This is a genomic window from Lentzea sp. NPDC005914 (assembly GCF_040629405.1).
GTDB lineage: Bacteria > Actinomycetota > Actinomycetes > Mycobacteriales > Pseudonocardiaceae > Lentzea.
In genome coordinates, this window is record NZ_JBEXVQ010000006.1 from 16,729 (window position 1) to 34,055 (window position 17,327).

General features: G+C 68.6%; 17 protein-coding genes. 9 read left to right on the forward strand and 8 right to left on the reverse strand.

What is annotated here, in order from left to right; genetic code table 11:
- Nucleotides 1–18: 18 nt before the first annotated feature.
- The 5 genes from ABZ345_RS09905 to rimO form a co-directional block, all read right to left on the reverse strand.
- Nucleotides 19–870: a PspA/IM30 family protein gene (locus ABZ345_RS09905; RefSeq protein WP_359844906.1), complete on the reverse strand. Its 852-nt coding sequence runs from the start codon at nt 868–870 to the stop codon at nt 19–21.
- Nucleotides 871–1,220: 350 nt separating this feature from the next.
- Nucleotides 1,221–1,643, reverse strand: coding sequence for a helix-turn-helix transcriptional regulator (locus ABZ345_RS09910; RefSeq protein ID WP_359844909.1), 423 nt, complete (start codon nt 1,641–1,643; stop codon nt 1,221–1,223).
- A gap of 102 nt (nt 1,644–1,745) precedes the next feature.
- The gene (locus ABZ345_RS09915; RefSeq protein WP_359844912.1) at nt 1,746–2,225 is read right to left on the reverse strand and encodes a CinA family protein; all 480 of its coding nucleotides are present in this window, start codon (nt 2,223–2,225) and stop codon (nt 1,746–1,748) included.
- Nucleotides 2,222–2,800 carry a CDP-diacylglycerol--glycerol-3-phosphate 3-phosphatidyltransferase gene (gene pgsA / locus ABZ345_RS09920; protein ID WP_045314742.1) on the reverse strand — a complete coding sequence of 193 codons (579 nt, stop codon included), beginning with the start codon at nt 2,798–2,800 and terminating at the stop codon, nt 2,222–2,224. Before pgsA ends, ABZ345_RS09915 begins: the two co-directional genes overlap by 4 nt.
- Nucleotides 2,797–4,215, reverse strand: coding sequence for a 30S ribosomal protein S12 methylthiotransferase RimO (gene rimO / locus ABZ345_RS09925; protein WP_359844915.1), 1,419 nt, complete (start codon nt 4,213–4,215; stop codon nt 2,797–2,799). The genes pgsA and rimO overlap by 4 nt, the downstream gene beginning before the upstream one ends.
- Nucleotides 4,216–4,279: 64 nt before the next feature.
- Here rimO and ABZ345_RS09930 point away from each other — a divergent pair, with 64 nt between their 5' ends.
- The 8 genes from ABZ345_RS09930 to ABZ345_RS09965 all read left to right on the forward strand — a co-directional run bounded on the left by ABZ345_RS09930 (nt 4,280) and on the right by ABZ345_RS09965 (nt 10,327).
- Nucleotides 4,280–4,780: an amino-acid N-acetyltransferase gene (locus tag ABZ345_RS09930; protein ID WP_359844917.1), complete on the forward strand. Its 501-nt coding sequence runs from the start codon at nt 4,280–4,282 to the stop codon at nt 4,778–4,780.
- A gap of 63 nt (nt 4,781–4,843) precedes the next feature.
- Nucleotides 4,844–5,695: a MerR family transcriptional regulator gene (locus ABZ345_RS09935; RefSeq protein WP_359844920.1), complete on the forward strand. Its 852-nt coding sequence runs from the start codon at nt 4,844–4,846 to the stop codon at nt 5,693–5,695.
- Nucleotides 5,679–6,470 carry a hypothetical protein gene (locus ABZ345_RS09940; protein ID WP_359844922.1) on the forward strand — a complete coding sequence of 264 codons (792 nt, stop codon included), beginning with the start codon at nt 5,679–5,681 and terminating at the stop codon, nt 6,468–6,470. Before ABZ345_RS09935 ends, ABZ345_RS09940 begins: the two co-directional genes overlap by 17 nt.
- An 82-nt stretch (nt 6,471–6,552) precedes the next feature.
- The gene (locus ABZ345_RS09945) at nt 6,553–6,972 is read left to right on the forward strand and encodes a hypothetical protein (RefSeq protein WP_359844925.1); all 420 of its coding nucleotides are present in this window, start codon (nt 6,553–6,555) and stop codon (nt 6,970–6,972) included.
- The gene (locus tag ABZ345_RS09950; protein WP_359844927.1) at nt 6,969–8,123 is read left to right on the forward strand and encodes a YcaO-like family protein; all 1,155 of its coding nucleotides are present in this window, start codon (nt 6,969–6,971) and stop codon (nt 8,121–8,123) included. Before ABZ345_RS09945 ends, ABZ345_RS09950 begins: the two co-directional genes overlap by 4 nt.
- 4 nt (nt 8,124–8,127) lie before the next feature.
- Nucleotides 8,128–8,793 (forward strand): nitroreductase family protein, encoded by a 666-nt coding sequence (locus ABZ345_RS09955; protein ID WP_359844929.1) that lies wholly within the window; start codon nt 8,128–8,130, stop codon nt 8,791–8,793.
- An 82-nt stretch (nt 8,794–8,875) separates the two neighbouring features.
- Nucleotides 8,876–9,343, forward strand: a complete 468-nt coding sequence (locus ABZ345_RS09960; protein ID WP_359844932.1) for a phospholipase — start codon at nt 8,876–8,878, stop codon at nt 9,341–9,343.
- A 351-nt stretch (nt 9,344–9,694) separates the two neighbouring features.
- Nucleotides 9,695–10,327 carry a hypothetical protein gene (locus ABZ345_RS09965; protein ID WP_359844935.1) on the forward strand — a complete coding sequence of 211 codons (633 nt, stop codon included), beginning with the start codon at nt 9,695–9,697 and terminating at the stop codon, nt 10,325–10,327.
- A gap of 180 nt (nt 10,328–10,507) precedes the next feature.
- On the opposite strand, the gene ABZ345_RS09970 is transcribed toward ABZ345_RS09965, so the two are convergent.
- Nucleotides 10,508–12,892, reverse strand: a complete 2,385-nt coding sequence (locus ABZ345_RS09970; protein ID WP_359844938.1) for a DNA translocase FtsK 4TM domain-containing protein — start codon at nt 12,890–12,892, stop codon at nt 10,508–10,510.
- A gap of 118 nt (nt 12,893–13,010) precedes the next feature.
- Here ABZ345_RS09970 and ABZ345_RS09975 point away from each other — a divergent pair, with 118 nt between their 5' ends.
- Complete coding sequence (locus ABZ345_RS09975) at nt 13,011–13,784, forward strand: lysophospholipid acyltransferase family protein (RefSeq protein WP_359844941.1); 774 nt, start codon at nt 13,011–13,013, stop codon at nt 13,782–13,784.
- On the opposite strand, the gene ABZ345_RS09980 is transcribed toward ABZ345_RS09975, so the two are convergent.
- Nucleotides 13,681–14,361 carry a hypothetical protein gene (locus ABZ345_RS09980; protein ID WP_359844944.1) on the reverse strand — a complete coding sequence of 227 codons (681 nt, stop codon included), beginning with the start codon at nt 14,359–14,361 and terminating at the stop codon, nt 13,681–13,683. The two genes, ABZ345_RS09975 and ABZ345_RS09980, sit on opposite strands and share 104 nt — an antisense overlap.
- A gap of 58 nt (nt 14,362–14,419) precedes the next feature.
- Nucleotides 14,420–17,224 carry a BTAD domain-containing putative transcriptional regulator gene (locus ABZ345_RS09985; protein WP_359844947.1) on the reverse strand — a complete coding sequence of 935 codons (2,805 nt, stop codon included), beginning with the start codon at nt 17,222–17,224 and terminating at the stop codon, nt 14,420–14,422.
- Between the last annotated feature and the right edge of the window lie 103 nt (nt 17,225–17,327).

Here is a 17,327-nt window from a genome sequence, read left to right on the forward strand (position 1 = left end):
AGGAAGCACCGCGCCCGATCAGTGCTGGGCGGGCGGGACCTGCTGCTGCGTGGTCTTCTGCTCCTGCTGGACGCGCTGCGCGATCTCGGCCTGGATCTGCGCGGCCGCGCTGTTGCCCGCGGTGACCTGCTGCGGGGTGCTCGCGGCGCCACCGTGCATGGACGCGCGGATCTGCTCCAGTCGCGACGACCCCGCGAGCTGGGTGGTCGAGGCCTGCACCTCGAGCATCCGGCCCTGCACGGAGTTCTGCGCGAGCTCGGCGGACCCGAGCGCGGTCGAGTAGCGCTTCTCGATCTTGTCGCGAACCTCTTCCAGCGACGGCACGTTGCCCGGCGCGGCGAGCTCGCTCATCTGGTTCAGCGACGCGGAGACCTGCTCCTGCATCTTCGCCTGCTCCAGCTGGCTGAGGAGCTTGGTGCGCTCCGCCAGCTTCTGCTGCAGCATCATCGAGTTGCGCTCGACCGCCTGCTTGGCCTGTGCGGCGGCCTGCAGCGACTGGTCGTGCAGCGTCTTGAGGTCTTCGATGCCCTGCTCGGCGGTGACGAGCTGGGTCGCGAAGCCCTGCGCGGCGTTCTCGAACTGCGACGCCTTCTGCTCGTCGCCCTTCGAGCGCGCCTCGTCGGCGAGCACGAGCGCCTGACGGGCGGAGGCCTGCAGCTTCTCGACGTCGCCGAGCTGCCGGTTCAGCTTCATCTCCAGCTGCCGCTGGTTGCCGATCACGGCTGCCGCCTGCTGAGAAAGCGCCTGGTGCTGACGCTGCGCCTCCTCGATGGCCTGCTGGATCTGCACCTTCGGGTCAGCGTGCTCGTCGATCTTCGACGAGAACGAAGCCATGAGGTACTTCCAGAACTTCACGAACGGACTGGCCATCTCCTACGCCTGCCTTCTCGGTGCCGGTGTTGGATCCATCGTCTCAATTGTGCGTCGGCGGTTCCACCAACCTGGGGAGATATCCGGGAAGACCCCGACCCACCCCCGGGACTTTGGAGTGAAACGCCTGACGGCGCCCAATCCTGCCCGCACCCGCGTCCCCAGACGCGGTGACCCAACGTGCTGATGCCAAGCCGTTGCCTGCCGTTCAGCGTGCTGGCGTCGTTGCCTGATGAACGTACGAATGGGCAGTCTTGTTGCAGACCGTCACGTGGCGGGCACCACAGCTCACCCGAATGCAGGCGACCCCGCACGCCTGGTGGCGTACGGGGTCGGAACGACATGGGTCATCAAGCCGCGACGACTGCTTTGGGCTTCTCGCCGATCTTGCTCGTGAGCCTGTGACTGAGCATCGGCTGCAGCCGCAGGTCGGACAGGTCGTCCGAAAGCGTGGTCGGCAGCACGCGGCCGCCCTCCAGCTTCCCGCGATCCGATCGCCCGTCCGGGACGGTGTCAGGAACCGTGTCCGGCGTCTGCGAGACGGCGCCGATGTCGGAGGCGACGTGGTGCAGCAGTTCGGACAGCGGCAGTTCTAACGCGTCACAAATGGCCGCGAGGAGCTCGCTGGACGCCTCTTTGCGGCCGCGCTCCACCTCGGACAGGTACCCCAGGCTCACGCGGGCGGTCCGAGAGACCTCGCGCAGCGTGCGGCGTTGGTTGGTGCGGGCATGGCGAAGTCGATCACCGATCGCCTCGCGTAGCAGCACGGTCATCGCGCGCCTCCTTCCGGCCGGCCGTGTCCCTACGTTACCGATCGACACCGACAACGGGCAGTGACTTCCGAACACGTCCGCCAAGGGCGAACGAACGCCGAGTCATCGTTTGTTCCCGTCCCCGGTCATCAGCAGGTATTCCGACAGCAGGACCAGCGCTTTTTCCACGGCTGTGAAACGCACCGCTTTTCTGTCGCCACTCACCGTGATTGTCCGCACTGTGGACACTCCAGGCCCGCTCAAGCCGATGTGGACCGTTCCTGGAGCGACTCCGTCCTGCGGATCGGGGCCGGCGACCCCGGTGAGTCCGATCCCCCAGTCCGATTTGCACCGGTTCCGGGCTCCCTCGGCCAGTTGGATCGCAACGTCGGGGTGCACGGCGCCGTGCTCGTCGAGCAACTGCTGATCCACGCCGGCGAGCTCGTGCTTGAGCTCGGTGGCGTAGACGATCAACCCACCGCGGACCACGGCACTCGCCCCCGGTGTGTCAACGATCGTCGCGCACAGCAGACCCGCGGTCAGCGACTCGGCCGTGGCGACGGTTTGGTGCCTCGCTTTGAGCAGCTCGACGACGTTGGTCATGCGACGGCGCGACCTGCCCTTGCCTTCAACTTGAACGCTCGGATGACGTAGTCGATTCCCGTGACGATCGTGAGGACCAGCGCGGCGGCCATGATCACCCACGCGATGACCGCGATCACGTCGTTCTGCGGGAGCAGGAACAGCCCGATGGCGATGACCTGGGCCAGCGTCTTGGCCTTGCCGCCGCGGCTGGCCGGGATCACGCCGTAGCGGATCACCCAGAACCGCAGCAGCGTCACGCCCACCTCGCGCACGGCGATGACGATCGTGATCCACCACGGCAGCACGTCGAGAATGCTCAGCCCGACCAGAGCGGACCCGGTCAGCGCCTTGTCCGCGATCGGGTCGGCGATCTTGCCGAAGTCGGTGATCAGCCCGTGCTTGCGGGCGAGCGTGCCGTCGATGTGGTCGGTGAAGCTCGCGACGGCGAAGATCCCGAACGCGATGAGCCGCCACGTGGTGTCGAAGCCGCCCGCCGCGAACAGTGAGAGCAGGAAGACCGGAACCAGTGCCATCCGCGCCATCGTGAGGATGTTGGCGACGTTGAGCAGCGGGACCTTCCTGGCCTCCGTCATGTCCCCAGCACCTCTACGACCTCGACCACGAGGTCAACGCCCTCGGAGTCCACGACACGGCACCGCACGAGGTCGCCGCGCTTGAGGTCCTCGCCCTCGAGCACGATGCACTCGCCGTCGACCTCGGGCGCCTGGTGCTCGGCCCGGCCGACGCAGTCGCTCTCCTCGTCCTCCTCGTGCTCGATGAGCACGACGACCTCGGTGCCGACCCGGTCCTCGGCGCGCTGGCTGGTCAGCTCCTCGACGAGGTTGCCGATGCGCTGGACCCGTTCCGCGATGGTGTCCGTGTCGAGCTTGCCGTCGAGGTTCTCGGCCTCGGTGCCGTCCTCGTCGGAGTACCCGAAGATGCCGACCGCGTCGAGCCGCGCCTCGGTCAGGAACCGCTCGAGCTCCTGCAGGTCCGCCTCGGTCTCGCCGGGGAAGCCCACGATGAAGTTGCTGCGGATGCCGGCCTCGGGCGCGTGCTCGCGGATCTGCCACACGAGCTTGAGGAAGCTGTCGGTGTCTCCGAACCGGCGCATGCGGCGCAGCACGTTCTCGCTGGAGTGCTGGAACGACATGTCGAAGTAGTTCGCGACCTTCTCGGTCTTCGCGATGGCGGCGACCAGCGACGGCTTGGTCTCCGCGGGCTGCAGGTAGCTGACCCGCACGCGCTCGACGCCCGGGATGGACGCCAGCCGCGGCAGCAGCTGTTCGAGGGCACCCTGCTCGCGCGGCAGGTCCTTGCCGTAGCTGGTGCTGTTCTCACTGACGAGGAACAGCTCCTTGACGCCGTTCTCCGCCAGCCACATGGCCTCGGAGACGATCTCGTCGGGGAGCCGCGACACGAACGCGCCGCGGAAGCTCGGGATGGCGCAGAAGCTGCACCGGCGGTCGCACCCGCTCGCGATCTTCAACGGCGCGACGGGGGCGTCGTCGAGCCTGCGGCGCTGGACCTTGGTGGGGCCCCAGCCGTGGCCGGGCACCTGAACGCCGTCCTTCGCTTCCTGGCGCTTGACCGGCGTGATGGGCAGCAGCGTGCGGCGGTCCACCGGCACGTGCGACTCGACCGGCGTGCCGTGCAGCACGTCGTTGAGGCGCTCGGCGAGGTCGTTGTACTGGTCGAAGCCCAGGACCGCGGCCGCCTCCGGGAGACTGTCCGCGAGCTCCTTGCCGTACCTCTCGGCCATGCAGCCGACCGCCACGACCTTGGCCCCGGTGTCGGACGCCGCGAGCAGCGTGTCGACCGAGTCCTTCTTGGCCTGCTCGACGAAGCCGCACGTGTTGACGACGACGACGTCCGCTTCGGCGCCCTCGTCCACCAGCTCCCAGCCGCCTTCGCCGAGGCGTCCGGCGAGTTCCTCGGAGTCGACCTCGTTGCGGGCGCAGCCCAGGGTCAGCAGCGACACGCGTCGCGGAGTGGTGGGAGAAGACACGGTGCTCAGAGTAACCGGCCCAGGATGCCAGCCCGGAATCGTGCCCACCTCATACTTGACGGTTGTGACCAGTGGGGTAGTCGTGCGGCGTGCCCGCACCAGCGACGTGCGCGCCATCAGGGCGTTGATCGACGGGTACGCGGGCAAGGTGCTGCTGGCCAAACCGCTGGTCACGCTGTACGAGGCGGTCCAGGAGTTCTGGGTCGCCGAGGAGGACGGCGAGCTGCTCGGCTGCGGGGCCCTGCACGTGATGTGGGAGGACCTGGCCGAGATCCGCAGCGTGGCCGTCTCCCCCATGGCGCTCGGCCGCGGTGTCGGCCACCGGATCGTGGCCCAGCTCATCGCGACCGCCAAGGAGCTGCAGCTCAAGCGCATCTTCGTGCTCACGTTCGAGACGCGGTTCTTCGGCAAGCACGGGTTCGTGGAGATCGAGGGCACGCCGGTGAGCCCCGAGGTCTACGAGGAGATCATGCGATCGGTGGACGAGGGCGTCGCCGAGTTCCTCGACCTCAGCTACGTGAAGCCGAACACGCTCGGCAACAGCCGGATGCTCCTGGAGCTGTAACTCTTCGAGTAATTACTCGAAGAGTCTTGACTCAACGAACCGGGGCACGCCAGGATCAGCGGCGTGTCCGAATCGCTGACCGTCGACGAGCTCGCTGCCCGGATCGGCCTGCCCAGCAGCACCATTCGCATGTACCAGACGAAGGGTGTGCTGCACGCGCCGAGAAGGCAGGGACGCGTGGCGTACTACGACGCCTCGCACGTCGAGCGGTTGACGTTGGTGCAGCGGTTGCAGCAGCGGGGGTTCTCGCTGCCGGCGATCGCCGAGCTGATCTCGGCACGCGAAAAGGGCGAGTCGGTCGCCGCGGTTCTCGGCATGGGCGAGACCGAGGGGCCCGACGACTGGGTTCGGATCAAGGTGCGCGACATCAAGCACCTGATTCCGATGGGAGACGTCCAACCGCGACTCCTCCTCCGGGCTATGCGGTTGGGCTTGGTGCGGTGGAAGTACGGCTGGCCGCACGCGCGTCGCTGGGCACTCGAAGCGGGCGGCAGGCTCGCCGGCCTCAGGGTGCCCAGCGATGACGTCATGGACAGCTTCACCCGCCTGCGCACAGCGACCGATGCCATCGCGTCGGACTTCGTGCGGTTGTTCGAACGCGAGTTCTGGCCGGAACTGGCCCGCAAGGCAGGTGACGACAACCAACTGGAGAACGTGCGGGCGCTGCTGGTCGAGCTCACCTACACGGCGGAGACCGCGGTGGTGGGGACGCTGCGGGAGTCGATCCGGGACGCGGCCGAGGAGTTCGCGTCGCGGCACGGGTTGCTGCCCAGCGCCGACTTCCAGCCCGCGTGGGCCGAGCAGCCGTTGCCGCCGATCGCCGAGAACCTCGTCGATCCGGCCGGTGATCTGCCGACCGAGCAGGAGATCGAGTGCTTCCTGGCCAGAGGGGACGAAGATGAGTCTGGTCGCTGATCCCGCGTGGCACGCCCAAGTTCGTGACGAAGGCCTTGTCGTGTACGCGGGAGCTGATCTCGCGTACCTGATTCCTGACCTGCCCAGGGCGGTGGCCGTGGCGCTGGCGGGACTGTTCGAGCCAGTTTTGAGGGGAGTGGCTCGAACGGTCGACGAAAGCCGGTTGGGGGAACCGGTCCGCCGGCACGTGGCCCAGCTGAGGACCCTGGGCGCTCTCCGCCCGGCGGGGTTGCCCTCACCAGAACTGCCGCCTTCGGGGGTTGGCACGCGGTTCGTCGGTGGGGCGCCCGCCGGGCTGGTGGAGCGGTTGCCGCACAACGACGATCCGGACCTCCTGCTCGTCGTGCGGACGACCGGCACGCTGGTCGACCTGGTCGAGGTGGCGCGTTCGGTTCGGGTCCCGCACCTGTTGCTGGACCTCGCGTACCACCACACCGCCGCGATCGGGCCCTTCGTGGTGCCCGGTGCCGGCGCGTGCCTGGCGTGCCTCGCGGTGCGGGCGGGGCGGCGGTGGGGGGATCCGCCGCCTCCCCCGCATCCGGGAGCTGTCTCCTCGGATTTCCCGATTTCACTTGCGTTGCAGGCCATCCAGAACATCCTGGGCGGTTCGCTGGCGCTGCTCGACGCGGTCGTGACCGTGAACCTCGACGAGTTCACGACGACCCGCGAGAGCGTGCTGCCCGCCGCCGACTGCGAGATCTGCCCCGCGCTTCCGGTCGGGCGCGTGGAGTTGCCTTGGGGGGACCACCTTGACCACTGCAGTCCGGTTACCTGACCAGTTCTCACCTGGTGCGGCCGCCGCCAGCGCCGCGACGCCCACGTGTTGCTGTTGTTGTTGCTGTTGCGCGGTTTCCTCGGTGGGCGCGGCCGTGCACATCCCGGAAGCGCTGTACCAGGACACGAAAGAGCTGCCGAGGCCGCGCAGTGCCCTGGTCCTGCCCGCCGCGTTGTACCCGCTGCTCGTCGTCGTGCTGCCGTTCCTGACCATGGGCGCGGTCTTCGACCTGCACTGGGGCTGGTGGGCCGGCGGATTCGGGCTCGCACTGGCGTGGGCGCTGGCGGTCGGGGTGATCTCGAAGTCGCCCAAGCCGTTCGCGAGCGCACGGCGACTGCTGGGGTGGGGGCTGCTCTGGTGTCTCGAACCGATCGTCGTGCTGGCCGTGCTGGGGCCGATCGCCGGCATCTCGTACTTGACCTACGTGGCGCTGGGGGCCTACCTCCTCGGGGCTCTCGGACTCGGCTACTGGCTTTGGAAGCACTACCGGGGCAAGCTGTGAAGACCGTCGCGGAGGCGCTGGTCGAGCGCGCGGTCGGGTGGCGGCAGGGCGTGGTGTCGCAGCTGCATCCCGTGCCGCACAGTCTGTCCGATGTGGACGTCGAGGGCTGGGCCGCGGTACCGGAGCCGTTCGCCACGGGTGGCACTTCCGGTGGCACCACGAGGGTTGCGGCCATCGCGGAGGCATTGGAACGGCACGCTGCCGCGCGGTCACCGCTGGAGATCGTGACCGACGGGGAGTGCTGGCCGTTGGAGCACTTCAGCCTGCACACGGTCGAGCAACGCGTGCGTGGCGACTACCGCTACCGCAAGGGATACGTCGACACCCGGTACACGCGGGCGTGGACTTTGCCCGGCAACTCTCCGATCCGCGTGCCCGCCGGGCTCGTGGGCCTCGACGCGTCCTACGGGCTGCCGACGACGTCCTCGGGGCTGGCGGCTGGGCCGTCGACGACGAGCGCGTTGCTGAGGGCCACGCAGGAGCTGGTCGAGCGCGACGCGTTCACCACCACCTGGCTGCATTCCATTGCACCTCAACGGTTCGAGGCCGGCCTGCCGCACGGCGCGCAGGCGTTCGACCTCACACCCGCCTACAGCCCGCATCCGGTGATCGCGGTCGCCGGGTCGCTGCCGATCGCCGGTCGTGCGAGGCCGACACTGGGCCTCGCGTGCCGGGCGACCGTGGCGGAAGCGCTGCGGAAGGCCTACGAGGAGTGGGTGCAGGGCACGGTGTTCATCGAGGTGTGGCTGGCGCGCAACGGTTCTGAGCCCGTCGTCGACGTCACCGACTTCGACGAGCACGCCGTCTACTACGCGACGCGCCCTGACGAGTGGGACGCGCTGCCGTGGTTCGGCGGCATCGTGATGGACCCACCGCCGGACGCCGCCGGCCGTGGTGCCGTCGCCGAACTGACGGAGTTGGTGCACGCGCTGGACAGGCGCGGGATCCGGCTCGCGTACCGGGAGCTGACGACGCCGGAACTGTCGGCGGTCGGACTGCACTGCGTCCGCGTGCTGTCTCCCGACCTCGCGCCGCTGCACTCCGACCACCGCTGGCCCCACCTCGGCGGCCGCGCCCGTGAGCTGGCGTGGCGCTACCCGCACGCCTCGCCGGGCGTGTTCCCCAATCCCGCACCGCATCCGCTGGGGTGACCGCGTGTTCAACGACTTCTGGGCCGCCAGCCGGTTCTCGCCTCTACATCAGCGCCGGCTCGGTGAGCGGCTGCGCGACTTCCGGCCGCAGCCACCGCTGATCGACCCCCTGGAACTGCCTTCCGCACCGGTCGCGCTGCCCAAGCCGTCCGACCGGCTGCAGAAGCTGTTCCAGGCTCGCCGGAGCACCCGTGAGTTCGCTTCGAAACCGTTGACGGACAAGCAACTCGGGTTCGTGCTCGGCGCACTGGGCGACCAGAGCCACCCGTCGGCCGGCGGGCTGAACCCGTTGCGCTGCTACGCGTTCGTGAACGACCGCGCGGTCCGCTACGACATCGCCCGGCACGCTCTGCAGGACATCGGCCCGGCCCCTTCGGACCTGGCCTCGATCCTCGGCACGCCCGACGTGCCGCCACTCGCGATCGTGCTTGTGTTAAAAGACAACGAGTCGTTCGAGAAGTACGGCGAACGCGCCGGCCGCTTCGGTCTGATCGAGGTCGGCGCCGCCGCCCAGAGCATCTGCCTCCGTTTGGCGCAGCAGAACCTCGGCGGCTATCTGCTGGGCGGAGTAGCGGACAACGAGATGCTTCACTCCCTTGGGCTACCCCGCGAAATTCGCGTGGCCACGGCGATCGCCTGCGGTCACATCTCCAGGCACGTGATCACCTGACGTTCATCAGATCGTGTCTACCGAGGACAGTCGATCACCCGCTACAACTGGCGAGACCCTGCTCACACCCGAGGAGCTCGCCATGTCGAAGACCCTGCGTTCGGCATTCGTGGGTGCCGCCGCGTCCTTGGCCCTGATCTTCACAGGTGCCCCGGCCCAGGCCGTGGACATCCCGGCAGTCACCGACGACTACCTGTTCTCGAAGACCCTCAGCCAGTTCACAACACTGCGCGCACAACAGCCCTACGCGGGCCAGCTCGACTGGTCGTCCGACGGCTGCTCGTACTCGCCGGACAACCCCTTCGGCTTCAAGTTCCTGCCGGCGTGCGAGCGGCACGACTTCGGCTACCGCAACTACAAGCGGCAGTCGCGGTTCAGCGAGGCGAACCGGCTGCGCATCGACAACAACTTCAAGTCCGACATGTACAGGCAGTGCGGCAGCAACACCCCCTGCAAGTGGACCGCCGACCTGTACTACAAGGCGGTGCGCGAGTTCGGTGGCACCGCGTCGTCCACGGCCACGAGCATCCAGAAGGCCGGTCTGAACTAGATCGCCCAGAACTGTCAGACCTCCCGAGTACGTTGTGACGCAGGGGTTTCCCAGCTAGAGGGGAACCCCTGCATCAGCTTGGAAGAACGACACATGAGCCCAGGGGTGACCGACAGCCATATCCGCGGCCCAGTTCGCCGCCGTGCGCAAGTCCGTGAACTCAGAGCCTCGAGGCACTGCACGAAGTGGCCGCAGGCCCAGCAGGTCGAATGCGAGGCCAAGGCGCGACGCGATGCCGTGCGCAGCCCACCGGACTAGTCTGCCGCGGTGCCGACCACCGTCTGGGTTGTGAACGCCGTTCAACCCACCTCGACGTCTCCCGTGCCACCGTCCTCGGCGGAGCCGTCGACTGTGACCACTGTCGTGTCCACGGTGACATCGCCGCCGTCATCAACCGTTGACTTGTGGTTCGTAGGACCGGCACCGACAGACGTGTTCGCGGCCTGGGGGCAGTGGGGCGGCGCGTTGGGCAGCATCGCCGCCGTGGCCGTCGCGCTGGCGGTGCTCGAAGTCGACCGCCGCAGAAGAAAGCGCGATGAGCAGGACCGTCGTGTCGGCCGTGCCCGCACGGTCATCGCAACCGCCATTGAGCATCCCACCAAGGTTGGCGATGTCGTTGTCCCGCACCTCGGCGTGGAGATCGCCAACCACGGTCAGGAACCTGTGTTGGAGGTTGTGGTCGAAGCGATCGAGTTTGTGATCGCGAACGGCGCACCGAACCCGTTCTGGGTGCAGATCAAGGAGATAACCCCCAGACGGCAGCCAATCTCACTGGTCGATCCGGTGCTCGGAGCGGGAGGACGCGAGTTCTTCGAGAACGAAGACGTTGTACGCATGTGGAACGAGCTTCGCCACGGGCGTGCTCGTGTCCTGGTCACGATCACGTTTCTCGACACCGAAGGAAACCGATGGCGGCGGACGGGTAACGATGCTCCACAACAGATCAAAGGTCGAGACGCGGCCGCAGCGTGGACTCCCTCCTAGCTCGACGAGTGGACTGCAGCACCGCCAGCCGCGGCAACGGGTACGCCGTCGAGGCCCGCACGGCAGCACCCGGCTGTTTCGCCAACACCGCCTCGATGCGCCTCGTGGAACAGCGGGGTTCGCCGAACTCGACCGATTCGAGGAGTGGGGCGTCCACAAGTGGTTCTGGGTGTAGAGCCGTCAGTCCTCGTCGCCGTCGGCGGGGCCGCCTCCACGCATCAGGTAGACCACGTTCTCGAGCTCGTCCGGCTTGATCAGCACCTCACGTGCCTTCGAGCCCTCGGACGGCCCGACCACACCACGGGTCTCCAGCAGGTCCATGAGGCGCCCCGCCTTCGCGAACCCGACGCGGAGCTTGCGCTGCAGCATCGACGTCGAGCCGAACTGCGAGGTGACGATCAGCTCGGTCGCCTGCACCAGCAGTTCGAGGTCGTCGCCGATGTCGGCGTCGATCTCCTTCTTCTCGGCCGACTTCTGGGCCGTGACGCCGTCGGTGTACTCGGGCTGGGCCTGGTTCTTGGTGAACTCGACGATCGAGGAGATCTCCTCGTCGCCGACGAACGCGCCCTGGATGCGTACCGGCTTCGAGGCGCCCATCGGCAGGTACAGGGCGTCGCCCATGCCGATCAGCTTCTCGGCGCCGGGCTGGTCCAGGATGACCCGCGAGTCCGTCAACGAAGAAGTCGCGAAAGCCAGGCGCGACGGCACGTTCGTCTTGATCAGACCGGTGACGACGTCGACGGACGGGCGCTGTGTCGCCAGAACAAGGTGAATGCCCGCCGCACGCGCCTTCTGCGTGATGCGGACGATGGCGTCCTCGACGTCGCGGGGCGCGGTCATCATCAGGTCGGCCAGCTCGTCGACGATCGCCATGATGTACGGGTACGGCCGGTAGACGCGCTCGGAACCGGGCGGAGCGGTGATCTCGCCGGACTTCACCTTGCGGTTGAAGTCGTCGACGTGCCGCACCCGGTTGACCTGCATGTCCTGGTAGCGCTGCTCCATCTCCTCGACGAGCCACGCCAGCGCGGCCGCGGCCTTCTTCGGCTGGGTGATGATCGGCGTGATCAGGTGCGGGATGCCCTCGTACGGCGTCAGCTCGACCATCTTCGGGTCGATCAGGATCATCCGGACCTCGTCGGGCGTCGCGCGTGCCAGAAGCGACACGAGCATCGAGTTGACGAAGGACGACTTACCGGAACCCGTGGAGCCCGCGACCAGGAGGTGCGGCATCTTCGTCAGGTTCGCGGTGACCATGTGGCCCTCGATGTCCTTGCCGAGGCCGATCACCATCGGGTGCGTGTCCTTGACCGTGGACGACGCGCGCAGCACGTCGCCCAGGCGCACCATCTCGCGGTCGCTGTTCGGCACCTCGATGCCGACCGCGGACTTGCCGGGGATCGGGGCCAGGAGGCGCACGTTGTCCGTCGCCACGGCATACGCGATGTTCTTGGTCAGCGCGGTGATCTTCTCGACCTTCACGCCGGGACCGAGCTCGACCTCGTAGCGCGTGACCGTCGGGCCGCGGGTGAAGCCGGTGACCTGGGCGTCGATCGAGAACTGGTCCAGCACGCCGCTGATGGCCTCGATCATCAGGTCGTTGGCCTTGCTGCGGGTCTTCGGCGCGTCGCCGTCCTTGAGGACGTCCGGCGGCGGCAGCTGGTACTCGCCCTCCACCGCGCGCACGGCCATCGCCGGAGCGGCGGCCTTCTTGGGCTCCTTCACGGGCTTGGGAGCGGGCTCGGAAGGCTCCTCCAGCGGCAGTTCGGCCTGCGTCTCCTCCTCCACGGGCACAGCGGCCTGGCGACGGCGCGACGGGCGGCGCAGGCGAACCGGCTTCGGCTCCTCCTCCGCGGACTCCTCGTCGCCGGGAGCTTCTTCCTTCGACGCGCCGGGGTGCAGCAACGAACGGATGCGTTCGGGCGCCTGGCGGATCGGCGTGTGCGTCACGACCAGCAGGCCGTACCCGAAGATGAGGAACAGCAACGGCCCCGCGACCCACGGCGTGAGGCCCTGCGCCAGGAACCCGCCGGCGAGGTAACCGAGGGCGCCACCGGCGGTGCGGCGGTCGACCGGGTCCATCGGCAGGCCGCCGATGAGGTGGAACATGCCGAGCACGCCGATCATCAGCAGCAACGAGCCGATGATCAGTCGCGGCCGCGCGTCGGGTTTCGGGTCGGTGCGCATCAGCGTCACGCCGATGCCGAGCAGCACGACCGGCACGATCACCGCGGGGAACCCGACGGAGCTGCGCACCGCGACGTCGACCCACTGCCCGACCGGACCGCCCGCCTGCCACCACACACCGGCACCGGTGATGAACGCGAGCGCGATCAGCAACAGCCCGACGCCGTCCCGGCGATGTTCGGGATCGAGGTCTTTAGTACGGCTGACCGTCCGCACCAGGCTGCCGACACCACGGCCCAATGCGCCCCACACGGCGCTGATGGCGCCACCGCTCCTGCGTGGAGCGGGCTTTCTGGACGCGGTGGATCGCGCCCGCGGCTTGGCTGGTGCTTTGCCGCGTGACGTGGTCTTTCGTGAAGTCCCTGTACGCCCGGCCATGTGTATAAGGTAGTCCCTCGCGTCTCACCAGCCACGTTTGCAACCGGGACGCGTGCGAAAGCTCATGGTTCCCCGGAACCGGCATGGTGTCGTTCCGACACGCCGTACGCTGCCCCGCGTGTCCACACCGCTCTTCTGGCGCGTGCTCATGGCGATCGACCGGGGCTTCGTCGCGCTGACCGGCAAGCTCGAAGTGTCCGGCGACGTTCCACCAGAGCTGCTCGGCAAGCCGTTGCTGCTGGCCTCCAACCACATCGGCAACCTCGACCCGTTCGTGCTCATCGCGGCGTGCCGCAAGCTGGGCATCAACCCGCGCTTCATGCTCGCGGGCGGGTTGCTCGACGCGCCGATCATGGGGCCCGCGTTGAAGGCCTGCGGTCACCTGCGCGTCGACCGTGCGTCGGCGAACGTCGGCGAGGCCATGCACCGCGCGGTCGAGGCGTTGCAGAAGGGCGGCGACCCGATCGCCGTCTACCCCGAGGGCAAGATCACGCTGGACCCCGGCATGTGGCCCGAGCGCGGCAAGACCGGCGTCGCCCGCATGGCGCTGGGCGGCGGCATCCCGGTGATCCCGATCAGCCAGTGGGGCGCGCACGAGGCGGTGTACTGGGGCAACCTGCACGTTTCCGGCTGGCGGGACTTCCTGCCGTACCTGACGTCGTGGCTGTCCTCAGTCCGCAAGCGCCCTACGTTCAAGGTCCACTTCGGCAAGCCGGTCGAACTGTCCGACCTGAACGCCGACACGATGGGCGACGCCCGCCGCGCGCACGAGCGGATCATGAGCGCGATCACCGAGGGTTTGGTGCCGCTGCGTCTCGACGAGCCGGACGTGCCGAAGTTCCACGACCCGACCCGTCCGACGACCGGATCCTCCCCCTGGCGGCCCGCCTGATCGAGCAGGCGACGACCGTGATCAGCATGAGGAACGGCATGGGCCTGCCCGTGTAGAGGCTGATCGCGAAGTCCGCCGCCGGGATCGCCAGCGCCAGCGCGAAGGTGGTCACGTTCGCCGTGGGCAGTTTGATCTTCGGGTCCGCCCACGGCGTGCGACCCCACGGCTTGGCGACGCTGAGCCACGTCTGGAACGCGATGGCGCCGACCATCAGCCCGGTGCCGACCGGCATCCACCCGGTGACGCGGCCTTCCGTCGCGGCCTGGAGGTTGTCGCTCAGGATGAAGATGCCGATGTAGAGCTGACTGACCGTGATCCCGAACTTCGCGAGCACCCACCAGTGCCGGAACCACCCCCACGGCGTCGTGGCGCACAGTGCCATGCCGGTGAACGCGCTGGTGTTGGCCATGATCGCGAGCACCTGGTGGTCGAGGACCCTCGCCATCTTGAAGGCGTTGACGTCGCTCGTCTTCATGCCGTAGAGCACCAGCGCCAGCAACGCGACGGCCTGGCTGAGCCAGCCGACGGACGTGACGACGTGCAGCCACACCAACAAGGTTCGAGCGCGCTTCTGCATGACATGTAGCTTGCCTACGCATCAGGCCACGCACATCAGGGATCACCCTGAGCGGTTTCTAGGCCAGCTCGTGCAACCGCGCCCGCACTTCCGGCGTGAGCGGGTGGTCGTAGTCCTCGTAGATCGTCAATGCTTCCAGCAGGTGCGTGCGCGCGACATCGGGCTGACCCGCGCTCGCCTCCCCCAGGCCGTGCAACGCCTCCGCGAGGCTCTTGCGGTCACCGAGCACCCGCAGGAACGCCAGCGCGTGCCGGAACGAGTCGCGTGCGAGGACGCGGTCACCCAGCTTGTGCTGCGCCCAGCCGATCGCGACGAGCGCCATCGCCTTGCCGTGCACGGCGTCGTGCGAGTCCATCAGCTCGAACGCCCGTTGCGCGGCCGCCAGCGACGCGTCGTACTGGCCCGCCGAACGGAGGATGTCGCTCAGGAACAACCGGGTGCCGCCCTCGCCGAACCACGACCCCACCTCGGCGTGGCGGTCGAGGGCCTCGCCGAAGCGGTCCACGGCCAGGTCGAACTGGCGCAGGCCGCCGTACGCCATGCCCAGGCCGGTGAGGCTCCACGCGGCGCCGACGTGGTCGTCGATGTCGCGGCGGATCGACAGAGCGCGGTCGAAGAGCTCGAGGGCGTCGGCGAAGCGCTGGCCGCGGAAAGCCGCCAGACCCTGGCCGTGGATCGCCCAGGCGCGGGCGGCCTGGTTTCCGTCGCGGGCCGCGGTGCGTTCGGCGACGCGGTAGGTGCGGGTCCACTCGTCCAGGGCGCTGGAGACGATGAAGTAGTTCCACAGCGCGACGGGAATCTGCCAGGCCGTGGGCGAGTGTTCCTCCTCGGCCAGGCGCGAGACGGCCAGCAGGTTCGAGGACTCCGTGCGGCACCAGGTGAAGGCCTCGTCGTGCGAAGCGAAGTCCTGAGTGGACAGTGGCGGCAGCAGGAACGACGGGTGGTCCGGGGGCGCGATGACCGTGCCGGCGGCGTTCGCGGTGTCGAAGTACCACCGCAGCAGGCGTTTCACGGCCTCCGCGCGCCCGTCCGAGGACTCCTCGGTGGCGCTCAGCTCCGTGGCGTACAAGCGAAGCAGGTCGTGCAGGCGGAAGCGGCCGCGGGCGACCTCCTCCAGCATGTGGCCGCCGGCCAGCACGTCCACCAGGACTCGAGCCCGGGACACGGGCACGCCGGTCAGCGCGGCGACGGCGTTCAGGCTGATCTCGGCGCCCGGATGCAGTCCGATGAGCCGGAACATCCTCGCCGCGTCGGGCTTGAGGGCCAGGTACGACCACGAGAAGGCCGCGCGCACGGCCGTGTCCTCGTCGTCGCCGGTCGCCAGGACGTTGAGGCGGTCGCGTTCGTCGGCCAGGTCGTCGGCCAGATCGGCCAGCGTCAGGTGCGGGCGGGTGACGACGCGTTCGGCCGCGATCCGCACCGCCAGCGGCAGATGGCCGCACAGCTCGACGAGCTTGGCGGCAGCGGCGGGTTCGGCGGCGACGCGGTCCGGCCCCACCGCGGAGGTCAGCAACGCCAGCGCCTCGTCGCGGGTCAGGGTCGACAGCGTCACCGAGTGCGCGCCGTCGCGAGCCACCAGGCCGCCGAGGTGGTTGCGGGACGTCACCAGCACCATCGACGACGACCGGCCCGGCAGCAGCGGGCGCACCTGCTCGGCCAGCCGCGCGTTGTCGAGCAGCACCAGAACCCGTTTGCCGGCCAGCACACTCCGGTACAGCGCGGACTTCGCGGGCAGGTCGTCCGGGATGCGTTCGGCCGGAACGCCGAGGCTCTGCAGCAGCTGGTGCAGCGCGGCGGCGGGCTGCACGGGCGGCGACGACGCGTCGAACCCGCGCAGGTCGACGTGCAGCTGCCCGTCGGGGAACCGGGACGCCACCTGGTGCGCGAACCGGACGGCGAGCGCGGTCTTGCCGACGCCGCCGGTGCCGGTGATGGCGACCAGAACGGGCGAGTGGTCGTGCGGAACGACTTCGGCGAGCTTCGCGAGCTCCTTGGCACGGCCGGTGAAGTCGCGGATCTCGTGCGGCAGCTGGACGGGCACCAGGACGGGTGCCGCGGGCTCGGGCTGCGGGTCGTGGCGGCCGACGAGCAGTTGCTCGTGGAGCTGGCGGAGCTCGGGGCCGGGCTCGATGCCGAGCTCTTCGATGAGCAACCGGCGCAAGTCGGTGTAGACGGCCAATGCCTCCGCCTGCCTGCCTCCGCGATAGAGAGCGGACATCAGCAGGCCGTGCAACCTCTCGCGCAGCGGATGCGCACTGACCAACGTCGTCAGCTCCGCCGCCACTTCCGCTTCACGCCCGACGGAGAGCATCAACGCGGCGCGCTGCTCCACGGCCGTGAGTCGTAACTCGGCGAGGCGCGCGCGTTCGACAGCGGCGAACGGGCCGGGCACGCCGTCCAGAGCGATGCCGCGCCACAAGCCCAGAGCCGCGTCGAACGCCGCGATGGCTGCCGCGGGTTGTGCGCGCAGACGGCCCGCGTCGTCCAGATGAGTGCGGAACGTGGCGGCGTCGGAACTGTCGGACGGGAGCCTCAGCATGTATCCAGCGTCCGTGGAGAGCAGCACGGAACTCGGCGCGCGCGAGGCCCTGTCCGGCTCGAACAGGCGCCGCAGACCCGCCACGTAGGTGTGGATGCCGTTGTCGGCACTCGCGGGCGGCTCGTCTCCCCAGACGGCGTCGATCAGCTCGCTGCGGGACACGACGTGGTTGGCGCGCAAGGCGAGCACCGCGAGCACAGCTCTCTGCCGCGGCGGACCCAGGGTGAGCTCCTGACCGTCCACCGTCGCCGCGAGCGCGCCCAGCAGGCTGACGCGCAACTCGTTCTGCACCCTTTGTCTCACTTCGTCGCTGTCCGCAGTCACCTAGCAACCTACCGTCAGTTTCCGTCCAGAAACCATCCAGAGACCGTGCAGAGACCTTCTCCACACTTCACATCAGGTGGATTGGGCCGAAATGAGGGGGCGG

Bases quoted from the DNA above. Each gene is read 5' to 3' on its own strand.
- ABZ345_RS09905 (WP_359844906.1), bottom strand. From the start codon at position 870: ATGGCCAGTCCGTTCGTGAAGTTCTGGAAGTACCTCATGGCTTCGTTC.
- ABZ345_RS09910 (WP_359844909.1), bottom strand. From the start codon at position 1,643: ATGACCGTGCTGCTACGCGAGGCGATCGGTGATCGACTTCGCCATGCC.
- ABZ345_RS09915 (WP_359844912.1), bottom strand. From the start codon at position 2,225: ATGACCAACGTCGTCGAGCTGCTCAAAGCGAGGCACCAAACCGTCGCC.
- pgsA (WP_045314742.1), bottom strand. From the start codon at position 2,800: ATGACGGAGGCCAGGAAGGTCCCGCTGCTCAACGTCGCCAACATCCTC.
- ABZ345_RS09940 (WP_359844922.1), top strand. From the start codon at position 5,679: ATGAGTCTGGTCGCTGATCCCGCGTGGCACGCCCAAGTTCGTGACGAA.
- ABZ345_RS09960 (WP_359844932.1), top strand. From the start codon at position 8,876: ATGTCGAAGACCCTGCGTTCGGCATTCGTGGGTGCCGCCGCGTCCTTG.
- ABZ345_RS09970 (WP_359844938.1), bottom strand. From the start codon at position 12,892: ATGGCCGGGCGTACAGGGACTTCACGAAAGACCACGTCACGCGGCAAA.
- ABZ345_RS09980 (WP_359844944.1), bottom strand. From the start codon at position 14,361: ATGCAGAAGCGCGCTCGAACCTTGTTGGTGTGGCTGCACGTCGTCACG.